At 71.2% G+C, this 24,729-nt stretch carries 24 protein-coding genes; 10 read left to right on the plus strand and 14 right to left on the minus strand.

Annotated elements, in window-relative coordinates:
- Nucleotides 1-195: 195 nt before the first annotated feature.
- Nucleotides 196-1,125: an ABC transporter substrate-binding protein gene (locus AB0C20_RS12155; RefSeq protein WP_357188773.1), complete on the minus strand. Its 930-nt coding sequence runs from the start codon at nucleotides 1,123-1,125 to the stop codon at nucleotides 196-198.
- Nucleotides 1,126-1,491: 366 nt separating this feature from the next.
- On the minus strand, nucleotides 1,492-3,369 hold the full coding sequence (locus AB0C20_RS12160; RefSeq protein ID WP_357188771.1) for a M14 family metallopeptidase: 1,878 nt from the start codon (nucleotides 3,367-3,369) through the stop codon (nucleotides 1,492-1,494).
- Nucleotides 3,370-3,579: 210 nt separating this feature from the next.
- Between AB0C20_RS12160 and AB0C20_RS12165 the strand changes: the two genes are divergently transcribed.
- Complete coding sequence (locus AB0C20_RS12165; protein WP_357188769.1) at nucleotides 3,580-4,917, plus strand: C39 family peptidase; 1,338 nt, start codon at nucleotides 3,580-3,582, stop codon at nucleotides 4,915-4,917.
- A gap of 72 nt (nucleotides 4,918-4,989) precedes the next feature.
- Here the strand turns inward: AB0C20_RS12165 and AB0C20_RS12170 are convergent, their stop codons facing one another.
- The 3 genes from AB0C20_RS12170 to mqnE all read right to left on the minus strand — a co-directional run bounded on the left by AB0C20_RS12170 (nucleotide 4,990) and on the right by mqnE (nucleotide 6,984).
- On the minus strand, nucleotides 4,990-5,280 hold the full coding sequence (locus AB0C20_RS12170) for a DUF4229 domain-containing protein (RefSeq protein WP_357188767.1): 291 nt from the start codon (nucleotides 5,278-5,280) through the stop codon (nucleotides 4,990-4,992).
- A gap of 73 nt (nucleotides 5,281-5,353) precedes the next feature.
- Nucleotides 5,354-5,791 (minus strand): hypothetical protein, encoded by a 438-nt coding sequence (locus tag AB0C20_RS12175; RefSeq protein WP_357188765.1) that lies wholly within the window; start codon nucleotides 5,789-5,791, stop codon nucleotides 5,354-5,356.
- A gap of 23 nt (nucleotides 5,792-5,814) precedes the next feature.
- Nucleotides 5,815-6,984: an aminofutalosine synthase MqnE gene (gene mqnE, locus AB0C20_RS12180; RefSeq protein WP_091395685.1), complete on the minus strand. Its 1,170-nt coding sequence runs from the start codon at nucleotides 6,982-6,984 to the stop codon at nucleotides 5,815-5,817.
- Between the two features lie 239 nt (nucleotides 6,985-7,223).
- Between mqnE and AB0C20_RS12185 the strand changes: the two genes are divergently transcribed.
- From AB0C20_RS12185 to AB0C20_RS12200, 4 genes are all read left to right on the plus strand, one after another.
- Nucleotides 7,224-8,765, plus strand: a complete 1,542-nt coding sequence (locus AB0C20_RS12185) for a C40 family peptidase (RefSeq protein WP_357567950.1) — start codon at nucleotides 7,224-7,226, stop codon at nucleotides 8,763-8,765.
- 114 nt (nucleotides 8,766-8,879) lie between these two features.
- A complete protein-coding gene (locus tag AB0C20_RS12190; protein ID WP_357567951.1) occupies nucleotides 8,880-10,364 on the plus strand; it encodes a hypothetical protein in 1,485 nt (494 codons plus the stop codon).
- Nucleotides 10,365-10,717: 353 nt separating this feature from the next.
- Nucleotides 10,718-12,625 carry a DEAD/DEAH box helicase gene (locus tag AB0C20_RS12195; protein WP_357567962.1) on the plus strand — a complete coding sequence of 636 codons (1,908 nt, stop codon included), beginning with the start codon at nucleotides 10,718-10,720 and terminating at the stop codon, nucleotides 12,623-12,625.
- Between the two features lie 93 nt (nucleotides 12,626-12,718).
- Nucleotides 12,719-13,348, plus strand: a complete 630-nt coding sequence (locus tag AB0C20_RS12200; RefSeq protein ID WP_238678655.1) for a putative glycolipid-binding domain-containing protein — start codon at nucleotides 12,719-12,721, stop codon at nucleotides 13,346-13,348.
- Between the two features lie 94 nt (nucleotides 13,349-13,442).
- On the opposite strand, the gene AB0C20_RS12205 is transcribed toward AB0C20_RS12200, so the two are convergent.
- Genes AB0C20_RS12205 through AB0C20_RS12215 form a run of 3 tightly spaced genes read right to left on the minus strand, consistent with a single transcriptional unit; the run spans nucleotide 13,443 to nucleotide 15,906 of the window.
- Nucleotides 13,443-14,534, minus strand: a complete 1,092-nt coding sequence (locus AB0C20_RS12205) for a PLP-dependent cysteine synthase family protein (RefSeq protein ID WP_357188759.1) — start codon at nucleotides 14,532-14,534, stop codon at nucleotides 13,443-13,445.
- Between the two features lie 32 nt (nucleotides 14,535-14,566).
- Nucleotides 14,567-15,397 (minus strand): SDR family NAD(P)-dependent oxidoreductase, encoded by an 831-nt coding sequence (locus AB0C20_RS12210; RefSeq protein WP_357188757.1) that lies wholly within the window; start codon nucleotides 15,395-15,397, stop codon nucleotides 14,567-14,569.
- Nucleotides 15,398-15,447: 50 nt separating this feature from the next.
- Nucleotides 15,448-15,906, minus strand: coding sequence for an Lrp/AsnC family transcriptional regulator (locus AB0C20_RS12215; RefSeq protein WP_091395696.1), 459 nt, complete (start codon nucleotides 15,904-15,906; stop codon nucleotides 15,448-15,450).
- A 270-nt stretch (nucleotides 15,907-16,176) separates the two neighbouring features.
- On the opposite strand from AB0C20_RS12215, the gene AB0C20_RS12220 reads away from it, so the two are divergent.
- The gene (locus tag AB0C20_RS12220; RefSeq protein ID WP_007454516.1) at nucleotides 16,177-16,443 is read left to right on the plus strand and encodes a BldC family transcriptional regulator; all 267 of its coding nucleotides are present in this window, start codon (nucleotides 16,177-16,179) and stop codon (nucleotides 16,441-16,443) included.
- Nucleotides 16,444-16,586: 143 nt separating this feature from the next.
- Here AB0C20_RS12220 and AB0C20_RS12225 read toward each other — a convergent pair whose 3' ends face one another.
- Nucleotides 16,587-17,216, minus strand: a complete 630-nt coding sequence (locus tag AB0C20_RS12225) for a UbiX family flavin prenyltransferase (protein ID WP_357188755.1) — start codon at nucleotides 17,214-17,216, stop codon at nucleotides 16,587-16,589.
- Nucleotides 17,217-17,368: 152 nt separating this feature from the next.
- On the opposite strand from AB0C20_RS12225, the gene AB0C20_RS12230 reads away from it, so the two are divergent.
- Nucleotides 17,369-18,355, plus strand: a complete 987-nt coding sequence (locus AB0C20_RS12230) for a terpene synthase family protein (protein ID WP_357567952.1) — start codon at nucleotides 17,369-17,371, stop codon at nucleotides 18,353-18,355.
- Here the strand turns inward: AB0C20_RS12230 and mqnP are convergent.
- On the minus strand, nucleotides 18,344-19,255 hold the full coding sequence (gene mqnP, locus AB0C20_RS12235; protein WP_357567953.1) for a menaquinone biosynthesis prenyltransferase MqnP: 912 nt from the start codon (nucleotides 19,253-19,255) through the stop codon (nucleotides 18,344-18,346). The two genes, AB0C20_RS12230 and mqnP, sit on opposite strands and share 12 nt — an antisense overlap.
- Nucleotides 19,255-20,715 carry a menaquinone biosynthesis decarboxylase gene (locus AB0C20_RS12240; protein WP_357567954.1) on the minus strand — a complete coding sequence of 487 codons (1,461 nt, stop codon included), beginning with the start codon at nucleotides 20,713-20,715 and terminating at the stop codon, nucleotides 19,255-19,257. Before AB0C20_RS12240 ends, mqnP begins: the two co-directional genes overlap by 1 nt.
- Before the next feature lie 294 nt (nucleotides 20,716-21,009).
- Between AB0C20_RS12240 and AB0C20_RS12245 the strand changes: the two genes are divergently transcribed.
- Nucleotides 21,010-21,885, plus strand: a complete 876-nt coding sequence (locus AB0C20_RS12245) for an alpha/beta hydrolase (protein WP_357567956.1) — start codon at nucleotides 21,010-21,012, stop codon at nucleotides 21,883-21,885.
- Nucleotides 21,886-21,910: 25 nt separating this feature from the next.
- Here the strand turns inward: AB0C20_RS12245 and AB0C20_RS12250 are convergent, their stop codons facing one another.
- A complete protein-coding gene (locus AB0C20_RS12250) occupies nucleotides 21,911-22,465 on the minus strand; it encodes a carboxymuconolactone decarboxylase family protein (protein WP_357179449.1) in 555 nt (184 codons plus the stop codon).
- Nucleotides 22,466-22,548: 83 nt separating this feature from the next.
- On the opposite strand from AB0C20_RS12250, the gene AB0C20_RS12255 reads away from it, so the two are divergent.
- A complete protein-coding gene (locus tag AB0C20_RS12255; RefSeq protein WP_357179446.1) occupies nucleotides 22,549-23,025 on the plus strand; it encodes a MarR family winged helix-turn-helix transcriptional regulator in 477 nt (158 codons plus the stop codon).
- Between the two features lie 132 nt (nucleotides 23,026-23,157).
- Here AB0C20_RS12255 and AB0C20_RS12260 read toward each other — a convergent pair whose 3' ends face one another.
- Nucleotides 23,158-23,346, minus strand: coding sequence for a DUF397 domain-containing protein (locus AB0C20_RS12260; protein ID WP_357179443.1), 189 nt, complete (start codon nucleotides 23,344-23,346; stop codon nucleotides 23,158-23,160).
- Nucleotides 23,337-24,143 (minus strand): helix-turn-helix transcriptional regulator, encoded by an 807-nt coding sequence (locus AB0C20_RS12265; protein ID WP_357567957.1) that lies wholly within the window; start codon nucleotides 24,141-24,143, stop codon nucleotides 23,337-23,339. Before AB0C20_RS12265 ends, AB0C20_RS12260 begins: the two co-directional genes overlap by 10 nt.
- Before the next feature lie 332 nt (nucleotides 24,144-24,475).
- Between AB0C20_RS12265 and AB0C20_RS12270 the strand changes: the two genes are divergently transcribed.
- On the plus strand, nucleotides 24,476-24,676 hold the full coding sequence (locus tag AB0C20_RS12270; RefSeq protein WP_112677587.1) for a hypothetical protein: 201 nt from the start codon (nucleotides 24,476-24,478) through the stop codon (nucleotides 24,674-24,676).
- Nucleotides 24,677-24,729: the final 53 nt, after the last annotated feature.

Genomic DNA, 24,729 nt, shown 5'->3' on the forward strand with positions numbered 1-24,729 from the left:
GCCCGAGGACGAACCGGACGAGGACGACCCGGACGAGGACGAGGACCCCGAAGAGGACGACGAGCTGTCACCGGAGGACGACTCGGACTTCGCCGTCGTGGCTCGGCCCGCTGGGACGACGGCGGCGGCTCGGCCGGCCGACCGGTTGGTGCCGGATCGGACACCTGTCGCGGCCCGGTCACCGACGGACGACGGTCACGCGGGCACCTTGGCGACCGCGTCGATGATGACCCGGAGCAGGTCCACGACCCGTGGGCCCCAGCGGGAGGCGATGTCATCGTCGAGGGCGACGACCTGGTTGTTCTTCACCGCGGTGAGGCCCGCCCAGCCACTGCGCGCCTTGACCGTGTCGGCGCTCTGCTGGCAGCACTTGGCATCGGCCAGGAAGACGAAGTCCGGGTCGGCCTTGACGATGAACTCCTGGGACAGCTGCGGGTAGCCGAAGTTCTTACCGTCCGCGTCGGCCGGGTCGGCGATGTTGGTAAGGCCGGCCTGGCTGTAGAGCGAGCCGATGAAGGTCTTGCTGGTGGCGCTGTAGAGCTCCGGGCCCAGCTCGTGGAAGTAGGTGAGCTTCTCGGCGCGCTGCGGCAGGTCCTTGACCAGCTTGGCGATGTCGTCCTTCATCCGGGTGGCGACGTCGGTGGCCTGGTCGGCGTGCCCGGTCAGCGTGCCCAGCTCGGTGATCTGCCGGTACGAGTCGTCGAGCGTGACCGCCGCCGGAGTCTGGTACACCGGAATCTTCAGCTTGCCGAGCTGTTCGACGATCTTGTTGCGGTCGTCGGAGAGCACCACCAGGTCGGGGTTCTTACCGGCGATCGCCTCGGCGTTCGGCTGGAAGGCGGAAAGGTCGGTCTTGGGCACGTCGGCCGGGTAGTTCGACTGGTCGTCGACGGCGGTCACCTGCGGGCCGGCGCCGATCGCGAAGAGCATCTCGGTGGCGGTGGGCGACAGTACGACGATCTTCTCGGGGCGCTTGTCGAGGGTGAGCGCACCGACGGTGACCGGGTAGGCGGCGGCAGCGGTGCCGGCGCTCGGCTGGTCGTCGGCCTTCTCGGCGCAGGCGCCGAGGGCGAGCGCGGTGACCGCGAGGGTCGCCGCGAAGAGCCGAGGGGTACGTCTGAACATGGGGGCCTCCTGTCGGTCGAGGAGTGTGGTGCTTCGCCGACAGGGACTTTCGTACGCCCGCCCACGAGGCGCCCTTCCTCGAGAGCGCGTTTCGCGACCGATCCGTAGGCGACCTGGCTCGTCCCCACCTACCGGTGGGGCATCACAGTTGCGGGACAGCGCCGGGATGAGCACCGGCTTCGCTGCGGACTGGTCGCTAAGACGGTAGCGCACCGCCGGGACGTGCCGGATCGATCAAGGGCCGGTCGGCAGCCGTCGATACCTCGAACACCCGCACCGCACGGGCCGGGGAGGCTTATGTCCGAGATCCAGGGGTTTCGGAGCGGGTGGTGGGGCCCCGCCGGGGCGGGACGGGGCCCCACCCGATCAGGAGGACGTGATGGTGACGTTGTCCACAGCCGCCTCCACCAGGCTGGCTCCGGACGCGTCCGCCGCCTCGACGAGCACGCGGACCGACTGGCCGGCGTACGGGGTGAGGTTGAGGTTGGCGAGCGCCCAACTCCCGTTACGGTTGCTGGCCGCGCCGGCCTGGGTGAGCAGCGCTGTGGTGCCGCCGTTGTGCACCACGCTCACCCGCAGGTAGTCCGCCGACGAGGCGTTCGAGCCGTGCGCCAGGTACCAGGCGAGCGAGAGGGTAAGCGTGCCGGACGACGGCAGGGTCACCGCCGGTGACCGGGCGCTGGTCACGCCGCCGTCCACGTCGTAGTCACCGGCCGCCGAGCCGGCGAGCCGGCCGGTGACCAGGTCGTTGGACCCGGCGTACGGGGTGAGCTGCTTGGCTCCGGAGGACGTGGTCGCCTGGGCGGCGCCCCGCTCGAACGCGCCGACTGTGGCGGTGTCGGTGCCGGCCGGGTTGATGGTCCAGCCGGTGGCGGTCTCGAAGGTGTCCGACCAGACAGTGGTGCCGCCACCACCGCCGCAGTACTGCGACTGCTTACCGATGGCCCGGTACGGGCAGTCGGCGTACTCGCTGAGGATCAGCACCGCCTCCCGGTTGCGCGAGGTCTGCGCCGGGATCACCTCGTCGGGCGGGTAGAAGCCGCCGCCACCGGACGAGCCCGGGTACATCTCGAAGGTGTACGCCCAGATGTTGTGGGTGGCCCACATCCAGTCGAGGCTGTCTCCGTCGGTGATGTAGAGGTCGCTGGACTGTTCCGGGGTGTAGCCGTTGGTGGCCGCCATCTGCTGACCGATGGTGGCGAAGGTGTTGTACTGGTCCGCGTTCATCCCGGTCGCGGTGTTCGCTGTGGTGTAGCCGTACGGCCAGAGCACCAGCTGCGAGTACGTGTGGAAGTCGATGTTGGCCTTGATCTGCTGCACCCCGCCGACCACCCGGCCGTTGACGAAGTTGCGCAGCGCCTGCGTCTCCGGCGCGGAGAACGCCGACGGCCCCCGGTAGGTCTCCGACGAGGTGCTGCCGGACGAGCCGCCGCAGCATCCCCAGTTGTAGGACCAGTTGCGGTTCAGGTCGGTGCCGACGTTGGACGAGCCGCTGTTGGGCTGCCGGTTCTTGCGCCAGGACCGGTACGACCCGGTGGCGATGTCGTACTCGCTGCCGTCCGGGTTGACGGTCGGCACGATCCAGAGTTCCCGGCCGTTGACGATGTTGGTGATCCGGGAGTCGCTGCCGTAGCCGTCGGTGAAGAGATTGAGCAGGTAGATCGCCATCTCGACGGTCAGGTGCTCACGGGCGTGCTGCTGGGAGTTGAACAGGATCTCCGGCTCGTTCTCGTCGGTGCCGACGTTGTCGGAGATCTTCACGGCCATCAGGTCGCGGCCCTCGTACGACGAACCGATGCTGATCTTGCGGGCGATCGCCGGGTGGTCGGCGACGACCTGGTTCACGACGGCGGTCAGCTCCGCGTAGTCGTGGTAGTTCGAGTCGGCCGGCGGGAAGGCCAGCGCCCCGAACTCGCCGGCGCCGCGCTCGGCGTTGGGTGGCGGGGCGAGCGGTTCCAGCCGGAAGCCGAGCTTGCCGATCGCGGCGGCCTCGCTCGCGGTGGCCGAGATGTGCAGCACGCCGTGTTCGGAGTAGTCGATGGCGGCTCCGGTGCGGGCCACCGCGTTGCGGTCGTCGAGGGTCCGGGGCCCGAGCACCCGGTAGCCGGCGGCGGCCTGCTCAGCGGTGCGGTCCGGTGCCGGCCGGGCGGCGACCGGGCCGGCGGCGACTGTGACGATGCCCAGCCCGGTGACGACAGCGAGCACCAGGACACGGCGGAGGGGGATGGGCGTGCGGAGGGCCATGGACTACCTCCTAGATGGGCGGGAGATCCCGCTCGGTGAAGGACACTTCACCACCTGTCACATGGTCATATCAACATCGATCGCTGCGTTGGCCATCCCAGGCGGATCATCATGGCGGCAATGATTTTCCACTTATCAACACCTGGCGAAACTTCCCTCCAAGCGGAAAACTGACCAGCGACGATGCCCCCTCGACACCGCGGAGCACCAATGGCCAGAACCCGCCTGCGCGCGGCCGCCCTTGCCGGCGTCACCACGCTCACCCTGCTCACCAGCGCCACGCCGGCGCTGGCGGCCCACCCGCCCGCACCCGCCCACGACGAGCAGATCACCTACCAGGACTGGTCCGGGCCCGCCGACTGGCACCGGGGCAGCCGGGCCGGCACCCGCGTCGTGCCCGGCGCCCGAGCGGGCGTCACACTGGCCCGCCCGGTCGGCACCATCGAGTACGCGGACCCGCACACCGGCGCCACCCGCACCTGGGAGTACGGCACCTGGACCTCGCCGGTGACCCCTGTCGGGTTCGACGCCACCGAGCTGATCGCCTCCTGGAACGCGGAGACCCCCGCCGGCACCTGGATCCAGGTGGAGATGCAGGGCAGCTACACCAGCGGCGACCAGACACCGTGGTACGTCCTGGGTCGCTGGGCGTCCGGCGACACCGACATCAAGCGGACCAGCGTCGACCGGCAGGGCGACCCCTGGTCGACGATCTGGACCGACACCTTCAGCATCGACGACGCCGCCGCCGGGGTGCTGCTGCGGTCGTACCAGCTCAAGCTGACCCTCTACCGCGCACCCGGGCAGAGCGCCGCCCCGGTGGTCCGGATGCTGGGCGCGATGAGTTCCACGGTGCCGGACCGGTTCACAGTGCCGCCGAGCGCCGGGCACATCGCCTGGGGCCGGGAGCTGCCGGTGCCGCGCTACTCGCAGAACGTGCACTCCGGGCACTACCCCGAGTACGACGGCGGCGGCGAGGCGTGGTGCTCACCAACCTCGACGGAGATGGTGGTCGAGTACTGGGGACGTAAGCCCTCGGCGGCCGACACCTCCTGGGTGGACCCGACCTACCCCGACCCGACGGTCAACCACGCCGCCCGGATGACCTACGACTACGCGTACGACGGCGCGGGCAACTGGCCGTTCAACACCGCGTACGCGGCCAGCTTCCCCGGGTTGGAGGGCCGGGTGACCCGGCTGCACTCGCTGGACGAGCTGGAGCGCTTCATCGCCGCCGGCATCCCCGTCGTGACCAGCCAGTCCTTCCTCGCCAGTGAGCTGGACGGGGCGAACTACGGCACCTCCGGGCACCTCTTCGTGGTGGTCGGCTTCACCGCCGACGGTGACGTGATCGTCAACGACCCGGCCTCGTCCAGCAACGACGTGGTGCGCAACGTCTACAAGCGTGCGCAGTTCGAGCAGATCTGGCTGCGGACCAAACGCACCAACGCCAGCGGTGGCGTCTCCGGTGGCTCCGGCGGCGTCGCGTACCTGATCAAGCCGACGTCAAAGCCCTGGCCAAAGGTCCCCGGCTCCACCAACTGGTAGGCCCAACCCCCGCACGTGTTGATCAAGAGGTTTGCGTCACCAGAACGGCTTCCGGTGACGCAAACCTCTTGATCAACGTGGGGGGTCGGTGGGGTCGGTGGGGTCGGGGGTGGGGGTTTGGTCTTCGCCGGCCAGGGCGGAGCGGAGGCGTTCCTTCTCGGTGCGGCGGCGCTCGGCCGCTTCGGCGATCTCCCCGGCCATCTCGTCGCGCCAACCGCGCAGCAGGAAGAAGGAGAGCGCGGCGGAGAACACCAGCGCCAGCATCAGCTTCAGGAACACGTTCATGTCGACCAGCCAGAGGCCCGCCAGCACGGCGACGAACAGCCCGATCCGGCCCAGCGTGTACTTGAGCGCGGCGCTCACCTGCACCACTCCGTTCTCTCCGTCGCCCGCCACTGCCGGCGGAAGGGTCGAGCCGCCCGACGGGCGGTCGTGGTCAGCCGGTCCGGCGGGCCAGCCAGCGGACACCCGGGAACCAGAGGGCCGCGTACGCCACTGTGAACGCCCCCGCCGCCAACGCGCCGGAGAGCAGCGGCGGCAACCCCGCGCCCAGACCGGCGATCAGCAGCCCGGCGAACACCCCGACGGCAGCGGCGACCACGGCCGCCACCACCCGGGCGGCGCCGAACTCCCAGGCCCGGAAGTCGTCCCAGAACAGCCAGGCCGGCAGGATCACCGCCAGCCAACCGTTGGTGTGCCCGAAGTCGCCGGCGCCGATCGAGGCGAACGCCCAGTCGAACAACACCAACGCGAGCACGCCGATGACCAGGCCGGCCAGACACACCCCGAGCAGATCGCCCAGGGTACGGATGCGGCCCTCGGCGTCCCGGCGGGGAAAGCCGCTCTGCTGCTCGGATCCTCGTTGCTCGGTCATCGACTGCGAGGGTACGTGGTGGCTCAGGCCCAGACCTGCTGCGGCTCGGCGCGCCGCTCGGCCAGCGACGGGGCCTTGTCGTACTCCCGGACCACGTTGTAGCGGGTGTCCCGCTCGACGGGCTGGAAGCCGGCGTCCCAGATCAGGTGCAGCAGGTCGTCCCGGTGCATCGTGTTCGGGGTGCCGTACGAGTCGGCGTCGTGGGTGATCTTGTATTCGACGACGGAGCCGTCCAGGTCGTCCACGCCGAAGTTCAGCGAGAGCTGAGCCACCGACAGCCCGTGCATCACCCAGAAGTTCTTCAGGTGCGGCACGTTGTCGAAGAGCAGCCGGGAGACGGCGAACGTCTTCAGCGACTCGGCCGGCGAGGCCATCGTGGTGCGCGCCTGGATCCGGTTACGGATCTTGCCGTCCGCCGAGTCGACGAAGTCGTGCTGGTAGCGCAGCGGGATGAAGACCGCGAAGCCACCGGTCTCGTCCTGCAACTCGCGCAACCGCAGCACGTGGTCGACGCGGTGCCGGGGCTCCTCGATGTGGCCGTACAGCATCGTCGCCGGGGTCTTCATGCCCTTGCTGTGCGCCAGGGCGTGAATGCGCGACCAGTCTTCCCAGTGGCAGGCGTGGTCGACGATGTGCTGCCGGACCTCCCAGTCGAAGATCTCCGCGCCACCACCGGTCAGCGACTCCAGACCGGCGTCCATCAGCTCGTCGAGGATCTCGTCGGCGCTCAGGCCGCTGATCTTCTCGAACCACTGCACCTCGGTCGCCGTGAAGCACTTGAGCTTGACGTTCGGCAGCGCCGCCTTCAGCTCGCGCAGCACCTTCGGGTAGTAACGCCAGGGCAGCGTCGGGTGCAGGCCGTTGACGATGTGCAACTCGGTGAGCTGCTCGTCCTCCATCTCCTTGGCCTTGCGGACCGCCTCGTCGATGCGCATCGTGTACGCGTCCTTCTCGCCCGGCTTGCGCTGGAACGAGCAGTACGCACAGGACGCCGAACAGACGTTCGTCAGGTTGAGGTGCCGGTTGACGTTGAACATCACCCGCTCGCCGTTCAGCTCGGTGCGCTTGTGGTGCGCCAGCCGCCCCAGCCAGGTCAGGTCGTCGCTCTCGTAGAGGGCGACCCCGTCCTCCCGGGTCAGCCGCTCACCGGCGTACACCTTCGCTTCGAGCTCACGCTTGAGTCCGGCGTCCATGGCACGTCCCTTCCACCTGCGGTCCGGATCGAGCGTACGTCGCGGCGTCGACGGGCCCGGCGGCACGGTCGCCGGCAGCGACCCACTTCACCAGACTCTCAGCCTCCCGTAACCCGACAACGCATCGACATGAGTGGCGCGGTGCGGTAGTAACAAGGTGGGGCGGAACACACACACTGGTACCGTCCCGGCGGTCGCGCCCACCGAGCGCGGCGACGAGCGGTTGGACGGGGAGCGGCATGGTCTACAGCGGGCGCGGGCGACGGCAGCGACGACGGAGCCCGGTGATCTCGCCGGTTTTGCGTCCGAAGCTCTGGGCCGCCCTGCTCGGCGCGATCGCCGCGGCCGTGCTGGCCACCCCCGCGTACGCGGAGCCCGGCGTGCCGACCACAGTGCCGGACACCGGTTCGCGCCCGGCGCTCACCGGCTCGCTTCAGCTGCCCGGCGGCGCGCCGGTCGCTGGCGTGCCCGCCCCTCCGGTGGTCAACATCGGCAACGGTCCGTTGGCCACCGCGATCTCCGCCGGTGAGGTCCAGGTCGGCGCGCTCGGCGAGGACCTGCTGGTGAAGCGGCAGAAACGCGTCGACGCGCAGGCGCAGCTCGACGCGGCCGGCAAGGCGCTGGCGACCGCACAGGACGCCCTGCTCCGGGCCCAGCAGACGGCCGACACCGCCGCCGCCGAGGCCGTCAAGGCCGCCGCCGCGCTGCCGCCGGGCGACTTCGCCCAGGACATCCGTGGGCTCAGCCGCCTCCAGGCGATCACCCGTGGCGAGAAGGTCGACGGCGGCACCACAGGCGTCGCCGGGGAGCTGTCCCGGGCCCGCGCCGGCGAGCAGGCCGCGTACCAGATGCACAGCCAGGCCAAGGATCTGCTCGTTGCCGCCGAGGCGGGGTTCACCGCCGGTGAGACGGCGCTCCGCACCGCCGAGGCGAGCCTGCTCAAGCTTCGCCGGGACAACGCCGCCGCGCTGATCGAGATCGAACGTCAGCAGGAAGCCACCGAGCAACAGATCGGTGCCGGCTACGTCTCCAACCAGAGCATCAGCGGCATGGCCGCGCACCCCCGGGCACTGGCCGCGGTCCGGTACGCGCTCGCCCAGCTCGGCGACCCGTACAAGTGGTCCGAGGAGGGGCCGAACCAGTTCGACTGCTCGGGCCTGATGTGGGCGGCGTACCGGTCCCCCGGCGCCGACTACTTCGACCTGCCCCGGGTCTCCCGCGACCAGTACGCCGCCACCCGGGGCCGCACCGTCCCGCAGAGTGCGCTGCTCCCCGGCGACCTGCTCTTCTTCGCCTCGGGCAGCAGCTGGACGACGATCCACCACGTCGGCATGTACATCGGCAACGGCAAGATGGTGCAGGCGCCCACCACTGGCGACGTCGTCAAGATCTCGGTCGTCCGCTGGTCCCGGCTGTACGCCGCCACCCGGGTGATCGGCGCGGTGCCGGCACCGGTCGTGACCAACCCGACCCCGCCCGTCGCGACCCCGAAGCCGACGCCCACCCCGTCGCCGACGAAGACCACCAAGCCGACGCCAACGCCGTCGCCCACGAAGACCACCAAGCCGACGCCCACGCCGACGCTGACGACCACCCCGACGCCCACCCCGACACTCAGCACCACGCCGAAGCCGTCGAACACCCCGAGCAACACTCCGACGACAGTGCCCTCGGCACCGACCAACGCGCCGACCAGCGCGTCTCCGACGACCACGCCGAAGGCCAGCACGAGCGCGACGGGCAGTGGCAGCGCGACGGGCAGCCCCAGCGCCACTGGCTGATCCGCCACGATCGGCTCCGGCTGTCCGCTCGGGAAGATCTGTGGCACCGTGACAACCAGGCACATCCGACTCGACGTCACGGGTCCGGGTGCGAGCATGGCGCGGAGGGCGGAAATGGCCGAGCAGAGAGATCCGGCGGAGACTGTCGACCCCGTGGTCGACCAGGCCGGCCCACCAGGGCCGGACACCGCCGACCCGGTGGCCGCCAGCGATGCCAGCCCGGCTGTCACCAGCTCGACAGGCAGCGACACCAGCTCGGCGGACGCCGGCCCCGCTGACAGCGACGCCGCCCCTGCTGCCGGCGGCCAGGTCGGCAGCGGCACGGCAGCGGCCGCCTCGACCGAGGCGGATGACGACGCATCCGCCGGCGGCGACGAGCGCCAGAGCCCGACTGCGGCACCGGTCCGCGCACGTGCCAGCGTCGTGACCGCCGGTGCTCTCCGCAGTGACCTGCCGGCCAGCGCTCCGGTCACCGCGACCACCTACCGTGCGACAGGCTCGGCCAGCCCGGCCGACGTGTCGTTGCCGGGCCAGCGCAGTGACTCCTCCGCGCCGGCCCGCGCCAGCGCCAGCGCCACGGTGCCGAGCAGCAGCCGGGGCACTGCCAGCGCCCTGGGCACCCCGGACCGTCGCGACAGCGCGCCCGGCGTCTATCGAGCCGCGCCGGTGGGCGCCGAGCCGGGCCAACCTCCGACGCCGTCGACTCCGGAGCCGGAGCCGGACCCCACGCCACCCGGCCCCGGGCCGACCCAGCCGTCACCACCGGAACCGGAGCCCGCGCCGGCCCCGGGTCCGTACCCGCCCGGTCCGGTGCCGACGCCGGGTCCTCGACCCACGCCGCCACCCGGTCCGGTTCCGCCCGTTCCGGGCCCGCCCACCCCGCCGCCCTCGCCGATGCCGCCCATGCCCGGCCCGCCGACCCCGCCCGTCCCGAGCCCGCCGCTGCCGCCACCCGGTCCGCCGGTGCCGGCACCACCGGCCCCGCCCGGCCCGATGCCGGCACCGCCGTTTCCGCCGCCGCCCGCGATGACCGACACGCCCGGCGTACGAGCCAGCGCTTCGGTCTCCGCACCACTGGCCGGGTGGTCGTCCCCCGGTGGGGCGACCCGGCCGACGTCCGGCGCCGGATGGGCCGGTGCACCTGCCTCCGCGCCGCCGGTGGTGCCCGCACCAGCGCTGCCGAGCTGGCCACCGTCCACCGCCGGGGCCCCTTCGTCGACTGGGAACCCCGGGAACTCCCGCGTGACCGCGCCGCCGAGTGGCCCACCGGCTGGTTCCGCCGGACGGGACGCTGCCGGCACCCGTGGTGGGCGGCACGACAGCCGCACCGACCTGGCCGGCACCGTCTACGGCAACGGCGAGGGGGCCGGCTTCACCACTGTCGCGATACCCGCCAACGCGGTGGAGACCTCCGGCTCGCTGACCGGGCACATCCTGGCCCAGGGCTGGTCCGACACGCCGGCCGAGCGGTCCAGTAACGCCCGGGTGATGATCGTCCTGGCCGCCGCTCTGGGGCTGCTGGTGGCGATCAGTGTCATGGTCGTTCTACTGGCCGGCGACGCCCTGGACGGTCTGGTGGGCAGCGTACTCAAGGGGTGAGCCAGCGAGGGCCAGCGATGGTGAGTCCGCCCACTACGGTCGGTCAACCGGCTGGCGGCTTCGCCAGACCGCCGTACACTGGCTGAGATCACTGACCCGGCGCGCGTGGTGTGCGCCCCTGGGCGATCTTGCGGGCGATCCGGCGGTACAGCCGCGGCAGGCCATCGCGAAGATGCGCCCCGCTCGAAAGGTTTTTGTTGACCACCTCTGCTGACCCCAGCACCGTTACGTCCGTTTTCAACTCAGTCCCGGCGGCCGACGCCGCCCGGGAACAGCTCGACGTCGCCCCGAGCGAAGCCGGCACCCCGCCGGTGGCGACCGCGCAGGCCGAGCCGACCGAGACCGCCGAGCCGATGAGCTTCGCCGCTCTCGGCCTGCCCGAGCCGCTGGTCCGCGCGCTGGCGCAGCAGGGCATCACCAGCCCGTTCGAGATCCAGCGGGCCACCGTTCCGGACGCGCTCGCCGGCCGCGACGTGCTGGGCCGCGGTCAGACCGGTTCGGGCAAGACGCTCGCCTTCGGTCTGCCGATGATCGCCCGGCTGGCCACCCGCAACCGGGCCCGGCCGATGCGTCCGCGCGCCCTGGTCCTGGTGCCCACCCGCGAGCTGGCCATGCAGGTCAACGACGCTCTGGTGCCGCTGGGCAAGTCAGTCGGCATCTTCCTCAAGACCGCCGTCGGCGGCGTTCCGTACGACCGTCAGATCGACGCGCTGCGCCGCGGCGTGGAGATCATCGTGGCCACCCCGGGCCGGCTCGGCGACCTCATCGAGCGGGGCATCTGCCAGCTCGACGACGTCGAGGTCACTGTGCTCGACGAGGCCGACCAGATGGCCGACATGGGCTTCCTGCCCGAGGTGACCGATCTGCTGGCGAAGACGCCAGCGAACGGTCAGCGGCTGCTCTTCTCGGCCACCCTGGACGGTGACGTCGACGCGTTGGTCAGGCGGTTCATGACCGACCCGGTCACCCACTCCACGGCGCCGTCCACCGCCTCGGTGTCCACCATGGACCACCACATGCTGTTGATCCCGCCGCACGAGAAGTTCCCGGTGGCGGCCTCGATCGCCGCCCGGGACGGTCGGACCATGGTCTTCGCCCGTACCCAGCTCGGGGTGGACCGGCTGGTCGAGCAGCTCGCGGCCGTCGGCGTACGCGCCGGTGGGCTACACGGCGGCAAGACCCAGCGGATGCGCACCAAGACGCTCGCCGAGTTCCGTGAGGGCCGGATGAACGTGCTGGTCGCCACGGACGTGGCGGCGCGAGGCATCCACGTCGACGGGGTCACCCTGGTGCTGCACGTCGACCCGCCCAAGGACCCCAAGGACTACCTGCACCGCGCGGGGCGTACCGCCCGGGCCGGCGAGTCGGGCGCTGTCGCCACGCTGGTGCTGCCCAAGCAGCGCCGTACCACCCTGGCGATGATGGAGAAGGCCGGCGTCGCGCCGGCCGAGACCCGGGTCCGGGTTGGGGACGCGGCGTTGGCCGAGCTGGTCGGTGCCCGCGAGCCCAGTGGCGTCCCGGTTCGCGTCGAGGCGGAGCCCCGGGGCTACGGCGACCGCTCCGGTGGGCCGCGCCGGTTCGACGACCGCTCCGGCGGCCCGCGTCGCTTCGGCGACCGGCCCCAGGGCGAACGCCGCTACGGCGACCGCCCGCAGGGCGATCGACGCTTCGGCGACCGGCCCACCGGCGAGCGCCGTTTCGGCGACCGTCCGCAGGGCGACCGGACCTACAGCGACCGCCCCCAGGGTGACCGGGGCTACGGTGACCGGCCGCAGGGCGAGCGCCGCTACGGCGACCGGCCCACCAGCGAGCGCCGCTTCGGCGACCGTCCGCAGGGCGACCGGACCTACAGCGACCGCCCCCAGGGCGAGCGGCGCTTCGGCGACCGGCAGCACAGCGACCGGCCGCAGGGCGACCGGAGCTACGGCGACCGGCCGCAGGGCGAGCGGCGTTACGCCGATCGGGACACCCGGGGGTACGGCGACCGTCCGCAGGGCGAGCGTCGGTTCGGCGACCGACCGCAGTTCGGTGACCGCGACGGTCGGGGCGACCGACCGACCGGCGAGCGGCGCTTCGGCGACCGGCCGCAGGGTGAGCGGCGCTTCGGCGACCGGGATGCTCGGGGTGGGTTCCGCCCGGAGAGCCGGGTCCGGGACGACCGGCCCCGCGAGGACCGGCCCCGCGAGGACCGGCCCCGCGAGGACCGCCCGCGTGACGATCGGCGCGGTTTCGGCGGGCGACCGGCAGCGCGTACCCACTGATTGATCCACCGAACGCCGTCGTGAAGCCCAGGCTTCGCGGCGGCGTTCGCGCATGCTCTGCCGATACCGAGCAGGTCGCGTAACGTCCGGCTCATGCCGACCATGCCGAAGTCAATCTTCTGGTCCCGGACGGACACCGCCGGCAGCGAGCAGGTCCTGCTCGACGACGGCCACGGGTTGGCGGCCCGGGGCACTCTGCTCGCCGTGGACCCGATCCCATGGACCGCCCGCTACCAGCTGACCACCACGCCGGACTGGGCCACCACCCGGGTCGAGGTGGAGGCCGAGGGTCTCGGCTGGCTGCGCCGAGTGAAGCTGGAGCGGGCCGCCGGCCGCTGGCGGGTGACCACCGCCGAGCAGGGCGATCTGGACGCGGCCCTGGTGGCGGCCGGTCACCGCCGGGCCGGTCTGCCGGGTACTGACGACCCGGACCGGCTGGCCGACGCGCTCGACGTCGACCTGAGCGGTTCGCCGCTGTTCAACACCCTGCCGGTCCACAGGCTCCGGATGGCGGCCGAGCCGGCCGACGTGGCGCACCGGATCACCGTTGCCTGGGTGCTGCTGCCCGGCCTCGAGGTGGTGCCGGCCGAGCAGATCTACACCGGGCTCGGGCCGGGTCGGGTGCGCTTCGCCAGCGGCACCTTCACTGCCGACATCGATCTGGACGACAGCGGCTACGTGGTGCGCTACCCCGGGCTGGCCGAACGGATCGACCCACGCTGATCAGCAGCCCGGCGGGCCAGGCCCGGCCGATCGGCCTTAGGCGGACCAAGGCCCCTGCTGACCGGTCCAGGCGGGCCAGGCCCCACTGACGGCTTCAGGCGGGCCAGGCTCCGCTGGCCAGGAAGCTGTCGATGGTGGCCAGGTGCGGGGTCAGGTCGAGGCCCTGGGCGGCCACCCAGTCGTCGGCGTAGTACGTGTCGGCGTACCGGTCGCCCGGGTCGCAGATCAGTGTCACCACCGAGCCGGTCCGACGCTCGGCGAGCATCTCGGCGATCAGGCCGAACGCGCCCCACAGGTTGGTGCCTGTGGACCCGCCCACCCGGCGGCCGAGCAGCGCCGATCCGGCGCGCATGGCGGCCAGGGACGCGGCGTCCGGAACCTGGACCATCCGGTCCACCACCGAGGGTAGGAACGACGCCTCCACGGTGGGCCGGCCGATACCCTCGATGCGGGAGCCCTTACCGGTGCGTATCGACCAGTCGGCGGCCAGCCAGGCCGGGTAGAACGCCGAGTTCTCCGGGTCGACCACGCAGAGCTTGGTGGCGAGCCTGCGGTACCGGGCGTAGCGGCCGATGGTCGCGCTGGTGCCCCCGGTGCCGGCGCCCACCACGACCCAGGCGGGGATCGGGTGCCGCTCCAGCTCCAACTGCGCGTAGATCGACTCGGCGATGTTGTTGTTGCCCCGCCAGTCGGTCGCCCGCTCGGCGTAGGTGAACTGGTCCATGAAGTGCCCGCCGGAGTCCTCGGCGAGCCACCGGGCCTCGACCACCACGCTCGCCGGGTCGTCCACCAGGTGGCAGCGGCCGCCCTGGAACTCGATCTGGGTGATCTTCTCGGGCGAGGTGGAGGCGGGCATCACCGCGATGAACGGCAGGCCCAGCATCCGGGCGAAGTACGCCTCGGAGACCGCCGTGGAACCGGAGGACGCCTCGACGATCGTGGTGCGCGGCCCGATCCAGCCGTTGCAGAGCCCGTAGAGGAACAGTGAACGGGCCAGCCTGTGCTTCAGCGAGCCGGTGGGGTGCGACGACTCGTCCTTGAGGTAGAGGTCGATCCCCCATTCCCGGGGCAGCGGGAACGGCAGCAGGTGGGTGTCGGCGGACCGGTTCGCGTCTGCCTCGACGGCGGCGATCGCCTCGGTCACCCAGGTTCGGCTGGATTCGTCGCACCGGTCGAGATGAGTCACGCTCGGAAACCTAGCAAGCGGGCCTGCGGTGGTCAGCGCGGGTCCGGTGGCGTTGACCTGCGGCGTTGGCGGCGCTGACCGGCGCGGCCGGCGGCCCGGACCAGCGGGGTGAGCGCGACGGCCAACCTGGGCAGTGCGTCCAACAGGCGCACCTGCGCTCCCCGCCACCGGGGCAGGCTGACCACCGGACGTGGCCGGCGGGCCAGCCGGACCGCCCGGGCCGCCACCTGCTGCGCGGTCAGCATCGATCCGGTGAACGAGGCCACCGCACCCGGGTCGTCCAGCCGGTCGTGCAGCATCGGGGTCCAGATGCCGTCCGGGCAGAGGCAGGAGACGTGCACCCGCCGGTACCCGGCCATCCGCAGGTCGGACAGGGTGCCGAGGCTGAACGCCAGCAGGGCGTGCTTGCTGGCCGCGTACACCGTCTCGCCGGGCGCGGCGACCAGCCCGGCCAGCGAGACGACGTTGAGCACGTGGCCGTGGCCCTGCCCACGCATCACGGACAGCGCGGCGAGGGTGCCGTTCATGGCGCCGTGGGTGTTCACGTCGAGCAGCCGACGGCGGGTCGCGGCGTCGTGCTCCCACGATGCCCCGGTCACCAGGATGCCGGCGTTGTTGACCCAGAGGGCGAGGTCACCCCGACCTGCCGCGTTCGCGGCAGTAGCGGCGCAGGCGTCCTCGTCGCGGACGTCCAGGGCTGCCGACCAGCCGCCGAGTGGCGCCGCGGCGCTCCGCACCGCCACCGGGTCGAGGTCGGTGAGCAGCACCGACCAACCGTCGGTGTGCAGCGCGGTGGCGATGGCGCGGCCCAGGCCGCCGGCAGCGCCGGTCACCACTGCCACGGGACGCGCCAGCGGGGTCATCGGCGCACGCTACCGCCGGCCGCCCGGGCGACACCAGGGGTACGCGGCGGTCAGGCCGCGGGCGGGCCGACCGGCTGGGGGCGGTTCTCCCACTTCGTGGAGAGCGCGATGGCGGTACGGGTGGAAGCCACCCCCGGCGTCCGGTTCAACCGCACGATCAACTGCTCCAGCTCGGCGATAGTGCCGACCCGCGCCTTGAGCAGGAACGACTCGACGCCGGCCATGAAGTAGCAGGACTCGATCTCGGGCAGCACCCGCAGCGACTCGAGCATGTCGTCGCTGTCGGCACCGGAGTCCTCGACGATGCCGATCAACGCTGTGACACCCAACCCGATCGACTCCGGGGCCACGTCCGCGCGGTAGCCCCGGACCACGCCGCTGCTCTCCAGCTTTCCGACCCGCTCGTGCACGGCCGGGGCCGAGAGGCCCACCTGTCGGGCCAACTCGGCATACGAGAGTCGGGCGTTGCCGCGCAGCAGGTCGACGAGGCTCAGGTCGATGGCATCCACAGAGAGTGACCTTAACCGCTGACACGTAACGTGCGGCCTTCGGCACCCGTTGGACTGAGCGGTGAGTCACTGTTCATAAACCGCCGGTCAGGGCAGAGGTAGCACCAGTAACATTACTAACTCCCCACTCAGTGCATTTTTCGCGTTTGGGCGGACAGGCCATGTCCCTGGTGCTGTAATTGCCATACGTCCCTCATGACGGCTCTGGGCTACGCACCAGCCGGGGGCAGTGTGTTCAGCCGGGGGCTTCGTCGACGCGAGGAGGGGGCTGTGGACACTGGAGATCGCCTGCTGACACCGGGTGAGGTCGCCGCGCTGTTTCGGGTAGACCCGAAAACTGTGACGAGATGGGCGGCGGCCGGCCGGATAGGAAGCATCCGGACTCCAGGCGGGCATCGCCGGTTTCGGGAATCCGAGGTGCGAGCCCTGCTTGAGGGGGAGGGCATGCTGGACGAGGTGGATGAGGTCGGTAAGCCACGCAATGTGGGGCCGGCGGCATCCACGGGGCCGGGTCCGGCCAACGCCGGCATGTACTGAACTGGTGCGGACAACGCCACGCGGACCGGACACCAGTCCGGTCCGCGTCCCGCTTCGGCCGACCGCCGGGCGGCAGCACCGCTCGTGCTGAGCAGCACAACAATGCCCAGCGCGAGCGGACGGCTCAGCACGAGCGGAACGACTCAGCTTCGGGCTGCGCCGAGCTGGCCGGACCACCGCCGGAACAGGGTGTGCCTGACGCCGAGCGCGTCCAGCACCTTGCCGGCCACGAAGTCGACAAGCTGCTGCGCGCTGGCCGCCGCCCCGGCGCCATAGAAGCCGGGACTGGCGGGCAGCACCACAGCGCCCGCGTCGTGCAGGGCGATGAGGTGCTCCAGGTGGCTGCGGGTCACCGGTGTCTCCCGGGGGACCAGCACCACGGGTCGGCGTTCCTTGAGGTTGACTTCTGCGGCGCGCTGCAACAGGTCCTTGGAGAGCCCGATCGCGATGCCCGCGCAGGCTGCCGTGCTGGCCGGGACCACAGCCATTCCGCGTACCCGGTAGGAGCCGCTGCTCGGCCCGGCGGCCAGGTCGCCGGCCGGCCAGTGCCGCACATCCGCAGTGGTCAGATCCCGGTCGAGCCAGGCGGCGAGGTCCTCGGCCCAGTGCCCGTCCCGGAAGGGTCGGCCGGTCTCGTCGAGCACTGTGAGTCGTGCCGCCCGGGACACGATCAGGTCCACCGGTTCGCCCGCGTCGAGCAGTCCGCCGATGACGGCCGCCGCGTACGGCGTACCGGAGGCACCGGAGACCCCGACCACCCATGGTTCCCGCATGCCCCCAGCCTGCCTGGTCCGGCTGGTCCGCTGGTGGGCACCCCCGGGGTTGGTCCGGTCCGACATGTCGGACGGGGTACCCGCGCATCCCACCGACCTGACATGCTGCCGCTGGCGATTCGCACCGGAACCATCTCGAAGAGGAGGCATCGGTGACGACCGGCGAAATCCTCCGGGCGCTGCGTGCCGAATGTCCGATCCCGCCCCGGCTTCCACCACCACACGCTGATCGCGTGCAGGACTGGCTGCTCGGTCTGCTGCCCGAGCTTGGCCTTCCACTGGACGACGCCGCGCTGCACCGGCTGTCCCGGGGCGCCTTCGCCCGGTACGCCGCGCGGCTCTACCCGGCTGCGACCGAAGCCGACCTGCGGATGCTGTCCGCGCTCTTCACCTGGTTCTTCCTTGTCGACGACGCCTGTGACGGACCGAATCGGTTGATGCCGGAGCAGATCCGGGCGCTGCGCAACGGCACCCTGGCGCTGCTGCACGACGGCACCCGGCTGCGGCAGGCCGGGCTGACCGGCCCGCTGCGGCGACTGCTGGTGCTGGCCTGGCGGGAGCCGCGCCGCCGGATGCCGGCACGGTGGCGGCAGCGTTTCGCCGACGCGGTGGCCGGACACCTCGACGGCACCTGGCAGGAGGCCGTCACCAAGGAGGCCGGCCGCCGTCCCAGCGTGGACGAGTACGTCGAGCTACGGCGGTCGACCTCGGCGGCGGAGGTGTCGTACCCGCTTGCGGAGTTCGTCAGCGGCCGGCCACTGCCCGACCCGGTCTACCACCACCCGCTGCTGCGTCAGATCGCCCGCACCGGCAACGACCTGCTCTCCTGGTACAACGACCTGGCCTCGCTGGAACGGGACCGGGTGACCGCCGGCGGGCACAACCTGGTCCTCGCCATCGAGGCCGAACTGGGCGTTCCAGAGGCGGAGGCGGCCGAACGGGCTGCCGAGCACTGGCGGGAGGCGATGCGGCGCTTCGTCGCGTTGCGCGCCGCGGTGCCGTCGTTCGGCCCAGCGTTGGACGAGGCGGTCGCCGACCATCTCGACGGGATCGCGAACGCCGTGCGCGGGACCATCGACTGGACCTTCGAGAGCGCCCGCTACCCGGTCAGTACCAGCCCACCAGACTCAGGGCCGTAGGCCGAGCCGGATCACCAGGTCGAGCAGGGCGAAGAGGAACAGCGCGATGCCGACGAACCCGTTGGCCGTGAAGAACGCCCGGTTGACCTTGCTGAGGTCGGTCGGGGTGACCACCAGGTGCTGGTAGCCGAACGCCACAGCGGTCAGCGCCAGCCCGATCCACCAGAGCCAACCGAGACCGATCAGCGCACCGAACCAGATGAACAGCGCGAAGGTCACCACGTGCGCGACGGTGGAGGCGTGCAGCGCGAAGCGCCGACCGTACCGGGCCGGCACGCTGTGCACGCCGATCTCCCGGTCGATCTCGGAATCCTGGCAGGCGTAGATCAGGTCGAAGCCGCCGATCCACAGCCCCACTGCCGCGCCGAGCAGCCAGGCCGGCCCGGAGCCGTCCAGGGTGCCGGTGACCGCCAGCCAGGCGCCGACCGGGCCGACCGCCTGGGCGATCCCGAGGATGGCGTGCGGCCAGTTGGTGAACCTCTTGGCGTAGGGGTAGACGACCAGTGGCACCACGGCGAGCGGCGCGAGCACCAGGCAGAGCGGGTTGAGCAGGGCGGCGGCGGCGAGGAAGACCACGAGTGCGACGGCCGCGCCGGTCCAGGCCGTCCGCACGCTCACCGCTCCGGTGACCAGTTCCCGACCGGCGGTACGCGGATTCCGCGCGTCGATCTTGCGGTCGAGGATCCGGTTGGCGGCCATCGCGAACGTCCGCGCCCCGACCATCGCCACGGTGATCAGCAGCAGGTCGAGCCACCGTACCCGTCCGCCGAAACCCTGCATCGCGGCCAGCGCGGAGAGGAACGCGAACGGCAGCGCGAAGACAGAGTGCTCGACGGCGACGAGCTTCAGGAAGGACTTGGTCCGGCCCGGCTTCGCCGTCGGTGCGTCGATGACGGCCATCAGATTCCGTACTCCTTCCAGCGCTTGTCGACCAGGGCGGCGACTTCCGGGCTCATGGTCATTTCCTCCGGCCAACCGCGGGTGTAGCCCTCGGTGGGCAGCTTGCGGGTCGCGTCGACGCCGGCCTTACCGCCCCAGAACTGCTGGTACGACGAGTGGTCGAGGTGGTCCACCGGCCCCTCGGTGAGCAGCAGGTCACGGGCGTAGTCGACGTTGCCGAAGGCCCGGAAGGCGACCTCGTTGTAGTCGTGCACGTCGCAGTCCTCGTCGACGATCACGATCAGCTTGGTCAGCGACATCAGGTGCGCGCCCCAGATCGCGTTCATCACCTTCTGGGCGTGCTTCGGGTAGCGCTTGCGGATCGAGACGATCGCGCAGTTGTGGAAGACGCCGGCGGCCGGCAGGTCGTAGTCGACGATGTCCGGGATCATCAGCTTGAGCAGCGGCTGGAAGATCCGTTCGGTGGCCTTGCCGAGGCCATGGTCCTCCTGCGGCGGCTTCGAGGTGACGATCGAGTGGTAGACCGGCTTGCGCTGCATGGTCATCGCCTCGATGTGCAGCACGGGGAACGGCTCGACCGGCGTGTAGAAGCCGGTGTGGTCGCCGAACGGCCCCTCGGGCAGCCGCTCACCCGGCTCCAGGTAGCCCTCCAGCACGATCTGCGCGTGCGCCGGCACCTGCAACGGCACGGTGAGGCAGTCGACCATCTCCACCCGCTCGCCACGCAGGAACCCGGCGAACAGGTACTCGTCGATGTCGCTGGGCAGCGGCGCGCTGGCCGCGTACGAGACGACCGGGTCGCAGCCGATCGCGATCGCGACCGGCAGGCGCTGACCGAGCCGCTCGGCGACCGCGTGGTGCGCCGTCGAGTCCTTGTGGATCTGCCAGTGCATGCCCAGGGTGTTGCGGCCGTGCTGCTGGAGTCGGTACAGGCCGAGGTTGCGCTTACCGGTCTCCGGGTGCTTGGTGTGGGTCAGCCCGTAGTTGTGGAAGATCCCGCCGTCGTCGGGCCAGACCTGCAACCCCGGCAGCCGGTTCAGGTCGACGTCCTCACCCCGGTAGACGACCTCCTGGCAGGGGGCGGTCTTCACCTTGCGCGGCGGCACCGACTTGAGCTGCATGACCTTGCCGAGGCCCTCCCGGATGCCCGACCAGCCGACCGGCAGCTCCGGCTTGATCATCGCACCGATCCGGGCACCGATCTCGTCCAGCGAGTCGACGCCGAGGGCCATCGCCATCCGCTTCTCGGTGCCGAACAGGTTGATCGCCACCGGCATCTCGCCCCGGGTCGGACGCTCGAAGAGCAGCGCCGGGCCGCCGGCCCGCACCGCGCGGGTGACCACCTCGCTGATCTCCAGGGTCGGATCGACCGGGACGTCGATCCGGCGCAACTCCCCCGCGCGCTCCAGCGCCGCGATGAAGTCCTTGAGATCGGTGTACGGGAAGCCACGAGCCGCCATGTCGCCCAGTCTCCCGCACCGACTCCCGTACGACCCAAGCCGGGTGCTGTGACGCGCGCGATTGCCCGCCGCCGCCCGCCGTCAGCGACGGCCGGCGGGTCTCGATCGACTCGGCTTTCAGGAAACCGCGGTGTCCCAGGTAGCCGAACACCGCGACTTCAAGGAAGCCGAGTGGATCAACCGGCAGGTCTCGAATCTCGCGGGCATGGCGGGCGGTTGAGCGGGTAGCCGGGCAGGCGGCGGGCGGACGACAGACGGAGGCACGCGCGGGGCGGACGACAGACGGAGGCGGCTGTGGGCGGGGAGCGGATTCCGGCGGGGTTCACCGAGCAACGGGCTCGGGTCGGCCAGATCACCATGAACTACGTCCGTGGCGGCGCTGGCCCGCCACTGGTGCTGCTGCACGGGTACCCGCAGTGCTGGTACATGTGGCGGCACCTGCTGCCCGAGTTGGGGCGCTCCTTCGAGGTGGTCGCGCCCGACCTGCGCGGCTTCGGGGGCAGCGACGCCCCGGACGGCGGGTACGACAAGAAGACTGTCGCCGCCGACCTGCACGGACTACTCGACCAGCTCGGCCTGGTCAGTGACCTTCGGCTGGTCGGGCACGACCTGGGGACCATGGTGGCGTACGCGTATGCCGCCGCCCATCCGCAGCGGGTGAGTCGGCTGGCGCTCACCGAGGCGCCGATCCCCGACGAGAGCATCTACACGTTCCCCGCGCTCACCTCGGCCGGGCCGGGGGTGTGGAACTTCGGCTACTTCTCCCTCGGCAACGGGCTTCCGGAGGCACTGGTCGACGGGCGGGAGTCGCTCTGGGTGGACAAGTTCACCGATGCGCTGATGGTGCGCAAGGGCAGCATCGCCGCACCCGACATCGAGGAGTTCGCCAGCCATCTGCGCGACCCGGCGCATCTGCGGGCCAGCTTCGCCTACTTCCGGGCGTTCGAGCAGGACATCGCCGACAACGCGGCGTACCGGGGCACGAAGCTGACCATGCCGGTGCTGGCCGTCGGGGCGGCGGCCAGCCTCGGCGGGCAGATCGCCGAGCAGGTCCGGCGGTACGCCGACACGGTCCGCGGCGAGGTGATCCAGGACTGCGGGCACTGGCTGTACGAGGAGCGCCCGGACGAGATGCTCGCCCTGCTGCGGGATTTCCTTCACGCGGCCTGAAGCAGGTGTCCGCAGGTGTTCTCAGTCAGGCGGCGGGCGTCCAGGCGTGGGCGGCCAGTGGCGGGTCGAGCGGCGCCCGGGTGAGTCGGTTGGCGAATGTGGACATGGTGTACGCGCCGACGCCGAGCACCACGTCCAGCGCGTGCCGGGGCTGGTAGCCGGCGGCCAGGAAGTCGTCCATCTCGTCGTCGGGCACTGCGCCCCGGTGGTCGAGCACGGCCAGCGTGAAGCGGCGCAGCGCCTCCAGGCGCGGGTCGGGCAGCACCGAGCCGGCACGCAGCGCGGTGATCAGCTCGGGGGTCGCGCCGAGTCCGGTGAGCTTGCCGGTGTGCAGGGCGACGCAGAAATGGCATTCGTGACTGGTGGAGACCGTCAGGATGACCACCTCCCGGTCCAGCGGGGCGAGGTCGGTCTGCTCGAAGCCTGTGCTGGCGGTGAGGAAGCCGGTGAGCAACTGCGGCGAATCGGCCATCAGGGCCACCGGGGTGGGCAGCCAGCCGAACCGGCCACTCACTCCCTCGATGGACCGACGGGCGGCGGCGGGTGCGGTCTCAGCGGTGTGGGCGGTAAAGACGGACATGGTTACCTGCTTCCCAGAGCCTGGTTCGGGGGACGGTAAGATAGTCAACGTGGTTGACGAAATAGTAAACGTGGTTGTCGAACATGGCAACCGCTGATCCCGCGCGTCCCGGCTTCGCGCTACCGCTACTGCTGTTGGCCGGCTTCCGGACGCTGATCGACGACCTGCACACCGAGCTGGCCCGGGAGGGGCATCCGGAGCTGCGACCGCTGCACGGGTTCGTGCTCCAGGCGGTTGGGGCGGACGGCACCACCGCCACCGAGCTGGGCCAGCGGCTGGGCATCTCCAAGCAGGCCGCGGGCAAGACCGTCGACCGGTTGGTGGCCGTCGGTTACCTGGAGCGGGTCGACGACCCCTCCGACGCCCGACGGCGGCTGATCCGGGTGACCCCGCGTGGCGCCGACGGGCTACGCCGCTCGGCCGAGATCTTCGACCGGCTGCGGGCACAGTGGGTCGACACGCTCGGTCCGGAACGGGTCACCGCGATGGAAGACGACCTCGGCGCGATGGCCTCGGCCAACTGGTTCCGACTCGACGTGCCCGGCTGGTTCGGCGGCTGACCCCAGTTGCTGCGCAGGCATGAGCCGGTGGCGAGTCGTGGATCGGATCGACGCCATGTCGCCGAGGTGACGGTTGCCAGGCGACCCGCGGCGGATGCGGTGCAGCCTGCGGTTGCCCGGTTCAGCGCTCGGTCAGTGGGTGCGGGCCAGCTCGACGAAGGCCCGCCACGCGGCCGGGGTGAAGGTCAGCAGGTCGCCGTCGCGGTCCTTGGAATCGCGGACGTGCACCCGGCCGGCCAGGTTGTCGGCGACCTCGACGCACGCGCCACTGTTGTTGCCGCTCCGGGTGGACTTGTGCCAGCGGGCTCCGGTCAGATCCATGGCTTCACGATCTCCTCGAGCAGGTCGATCGACTGCTGCCGGGGCAGCGCGTCACTGCGCAGACTCTCCCACCTTCCGAGCAGGGTCGCCACCTCGAAGATGTCGTCCACCGTGGTGCCGCCGGTCTGGTTGTCGAGGAAGCCGAGCCAACTGCCGTCGACGGTGCGGCCCAGAATGAACGGCCCGAAGAGGCCGGCGTGCAGGCCCACGCCCTGCGGCAGCACGTGCACCCTGATGTGCGGGCGGCGGGCGCACGCCACCAGGTGCCGCAGTTGCTCGGCCAGCACACCGGCGCAGCCCTCCGCGAAACGCTGCAACGCGGCCTCGTCGATCACGGCGGTGAGCTGCGGCGGGTGCTCCCGGTCGAGGATGGTCTGCCGCTCCAGCCGGGCCGCCACCAACTCCTCCACCCGGTCGGCGGTCAGCCCGAGGTCGAGCCGGAACACCGCACGGGCGTAGTCGGCGGTCTGCAACAGCCCGGGAATCATCGTCGCCTCAAAGCAGCGAAGTTGGGTGGCGACCCGTTCGACCTCCAGCCAGGGGCGGAACCAGACCGGCTCGCCGTCGCGCCGACCCAGGTCGCGGAGCGAGGTCAGCAGACCACCGGTGTCGAGCACCTCGTCGGCCCGGGTCAGGTACGCCTCGTTGGGCGCCGTGTGCCCCAGCTCGACGGCCGACACCATGGACGGCGAGCAGTGCGCCCGCTTGCCGTACTCCTCCTGAGTCAGCCCGGCCGCGAGCCGCGACCGCCGGAGCTGCTCCCGGATCAACGCCGCCGTGGACACCACTGTGGTCACCGCACCCCACCTTCCGCCGCGATTGTCGGGTCAGGCGACCCGTCCGCCGCACGGTAGCGAGCACTCAACGCTGCGTCACCCCGTGACGCGCATATCGGGGTAACGCGAGCTGTGACCCGACCCGGGTGGCCGGCAACCACAAGATCCACTCGGGTTTCGCGAAGTCGCGGTGTCCCGGGCTGCCAGACACCCCGACTTCCTGGAAGCCGAGTGGATCAACGGCCGACCGGGCGCGGGACACCGCCACATTGCCGATCAGGACCGGGTCAAGCCCGGCGGGCACATCTCACCGTGCCTGGCCGAACGGCGGGACGCGGGAGCAGAGTGGGTTCATGTCGGACGCGTACGTCGTCGGCGACCCGGACGGGTTGTCGCCCCTGCTGGTCGAGCTTCGCGACGCCGTCGCCCGGGAGCTGCACGCCCAACTGGCGATGCGCGGTGAGCGGATCGAGCTGGCCGATCTACCGGAGGTGTCCTACCAGGTCACCATCCAGGTCGAGCGGGCGTTGCGGGCCTGGCGACCCACCCGGTAGACGCGGGCCGGTCACGGACGAATCCGTGACCGGCCCGCACCGCGTTGCCAGGA

The sequence above is a fragment of the Micromonospora sp. NPDC048843 genome (assembly GCF_040649965.1).
Lineage (GTDB): Bacteria > Actinomycetota > Actinomycetes > Mycobacteriales > Micromonosporaceae > Micromonospora > Micromonospora hortensis.

What these genes read in the sequence shown, in the direction of transcription:
- AB0C20_RS12200 (WP_238678655.1), top strand. Translation starts at nt 12,719, where the DNA reads ATGCCGACCATGCCGAAGTCAATCTTCTGGTCCCGGACGGACACCGCC.
- AB0C20_RS12270 (WP_112677587.1), top strand. Translation starts at nt 24,476, where the DNA reads ATGTCGGACGCGTACGTCGTCGGCGACCCGGACGGGTTGTCGCCCCTG.
- AB0C20_RS12185 (WP_357567950.1), top strand. Translation starts at nt 7,224, where the DNA reads ATGGTCTACAGCGGGCGCGGGCGACGGCAGCGACGACGGAGCCCGGTG.
- AB0C20_RS12190 (WP_357567951.1), top strand. Translation starts at nt 8,880, where the DNA reads ATGGCCGAGCAGAGAGATCCGGCGGAGACTGTCGACCCCGTGGTCGAC.
- AB0C20_RS12240 (WP_357567954.1), bottom strand. Translation starts at nt 20,715, where the DNA reads ATGGCGGCTCGTGGCTTCCCGTACACCGATCTCAAGGACTTCATCGCG.
- AB0C20_RS12260 (WP_357179443.1), bottom strand. Translation starts at nt 23,346, where the DNA reads ATGGATCTGACCGGAGCCCGCTGGCACAAGTCCACCCGGAGCGGCAAC.
- AB0C20_RS12255 (WP_357179446.1), top strand. Translation starts at nt 22,549, where the DNA reads ATGGCAACCGCTGATCCCGCGCGTCCCGGCTTCGCGCTACCGCTACTG.
- AB0C20_RS12155 (WP_357188773.1), bottom strand. Translation starts at nt 1,125, where the DNA reads ATGTTCAGACGTACCCCTCGGCTCTTCGCGGCGACCCTCGCGGTCACC.
- AB0C20_RS12195 (WP_357567962.1), top strand. Translation starts at nt 10,718, where the DNA reads ATGAGCTTCGCCGCTCTCGGCCTGCCCGAGCCGCTGGTCCGCGCGCTG.
- AB0C20_RS12225 (WP_357188755.1), bottom strand. Translation starts at nt 17,216, where the DNA reads ATGCGGGAACCATGGGTGGTCGGGGTCTCCGGTGCCTCCGGTACGCCG.
- mqnE (WP_091395685.1), bottom strand. Translation starts at nt 6,984, where the DNA reads ATGGACGCCGGACTCAAGCGTGAGCTCGAAGCGAAGGTGTACGCCGGT.
- AB0C20_RS12210 (WP_357188757.1), bottom strand. Translation starts at nt 15,397, where the DNA reads ATGACCCCGCTGGCGCGTCCCGTGGCAGTGGTGACCGGCGCTGCCGGC.
- AB0C20_RS12175 (WP_357188765.1), bottom strand. Translation starts at nt 5,791, where the DNA reads ATGACCGAGCAACGAGGATCCGAGCAGCAGAGCGGCTTTCCCCGCCGG.
- mqnP (WP_357567953.1), bottom strand. Translation starts at nt 19,255, where the DNA reads ATGGCCGTCATCGACGCACCGACGGCGAAGCCGGGCCGGACCAAGTCC.
- AB0C20_RS12165 (WP_357188769.1), top strand. Translation starts at nt 3,580, where the DNA reads ATGGCCAGAACCCGCCTGCGCGCGGCCGCCCTTGCCGGCGTCACCACG.
- AB0C20_RS12250 (WP_357179449.1), bottom strand. Translation starts at nt 22,465, where the DNA reads ATGTCCGTCTTTACCGCCCACACCGCTGAGACCGCACCCGCCGCCGCC.
- AB0C20_RS12160 (WP_357188771.1), bottom strand. Translation starts at nt 3,369, where the DNA reads ATGGCCCTCCGCACGCCCATCCCCCTCCGCCGTGTCCTGGTGCTCGCT.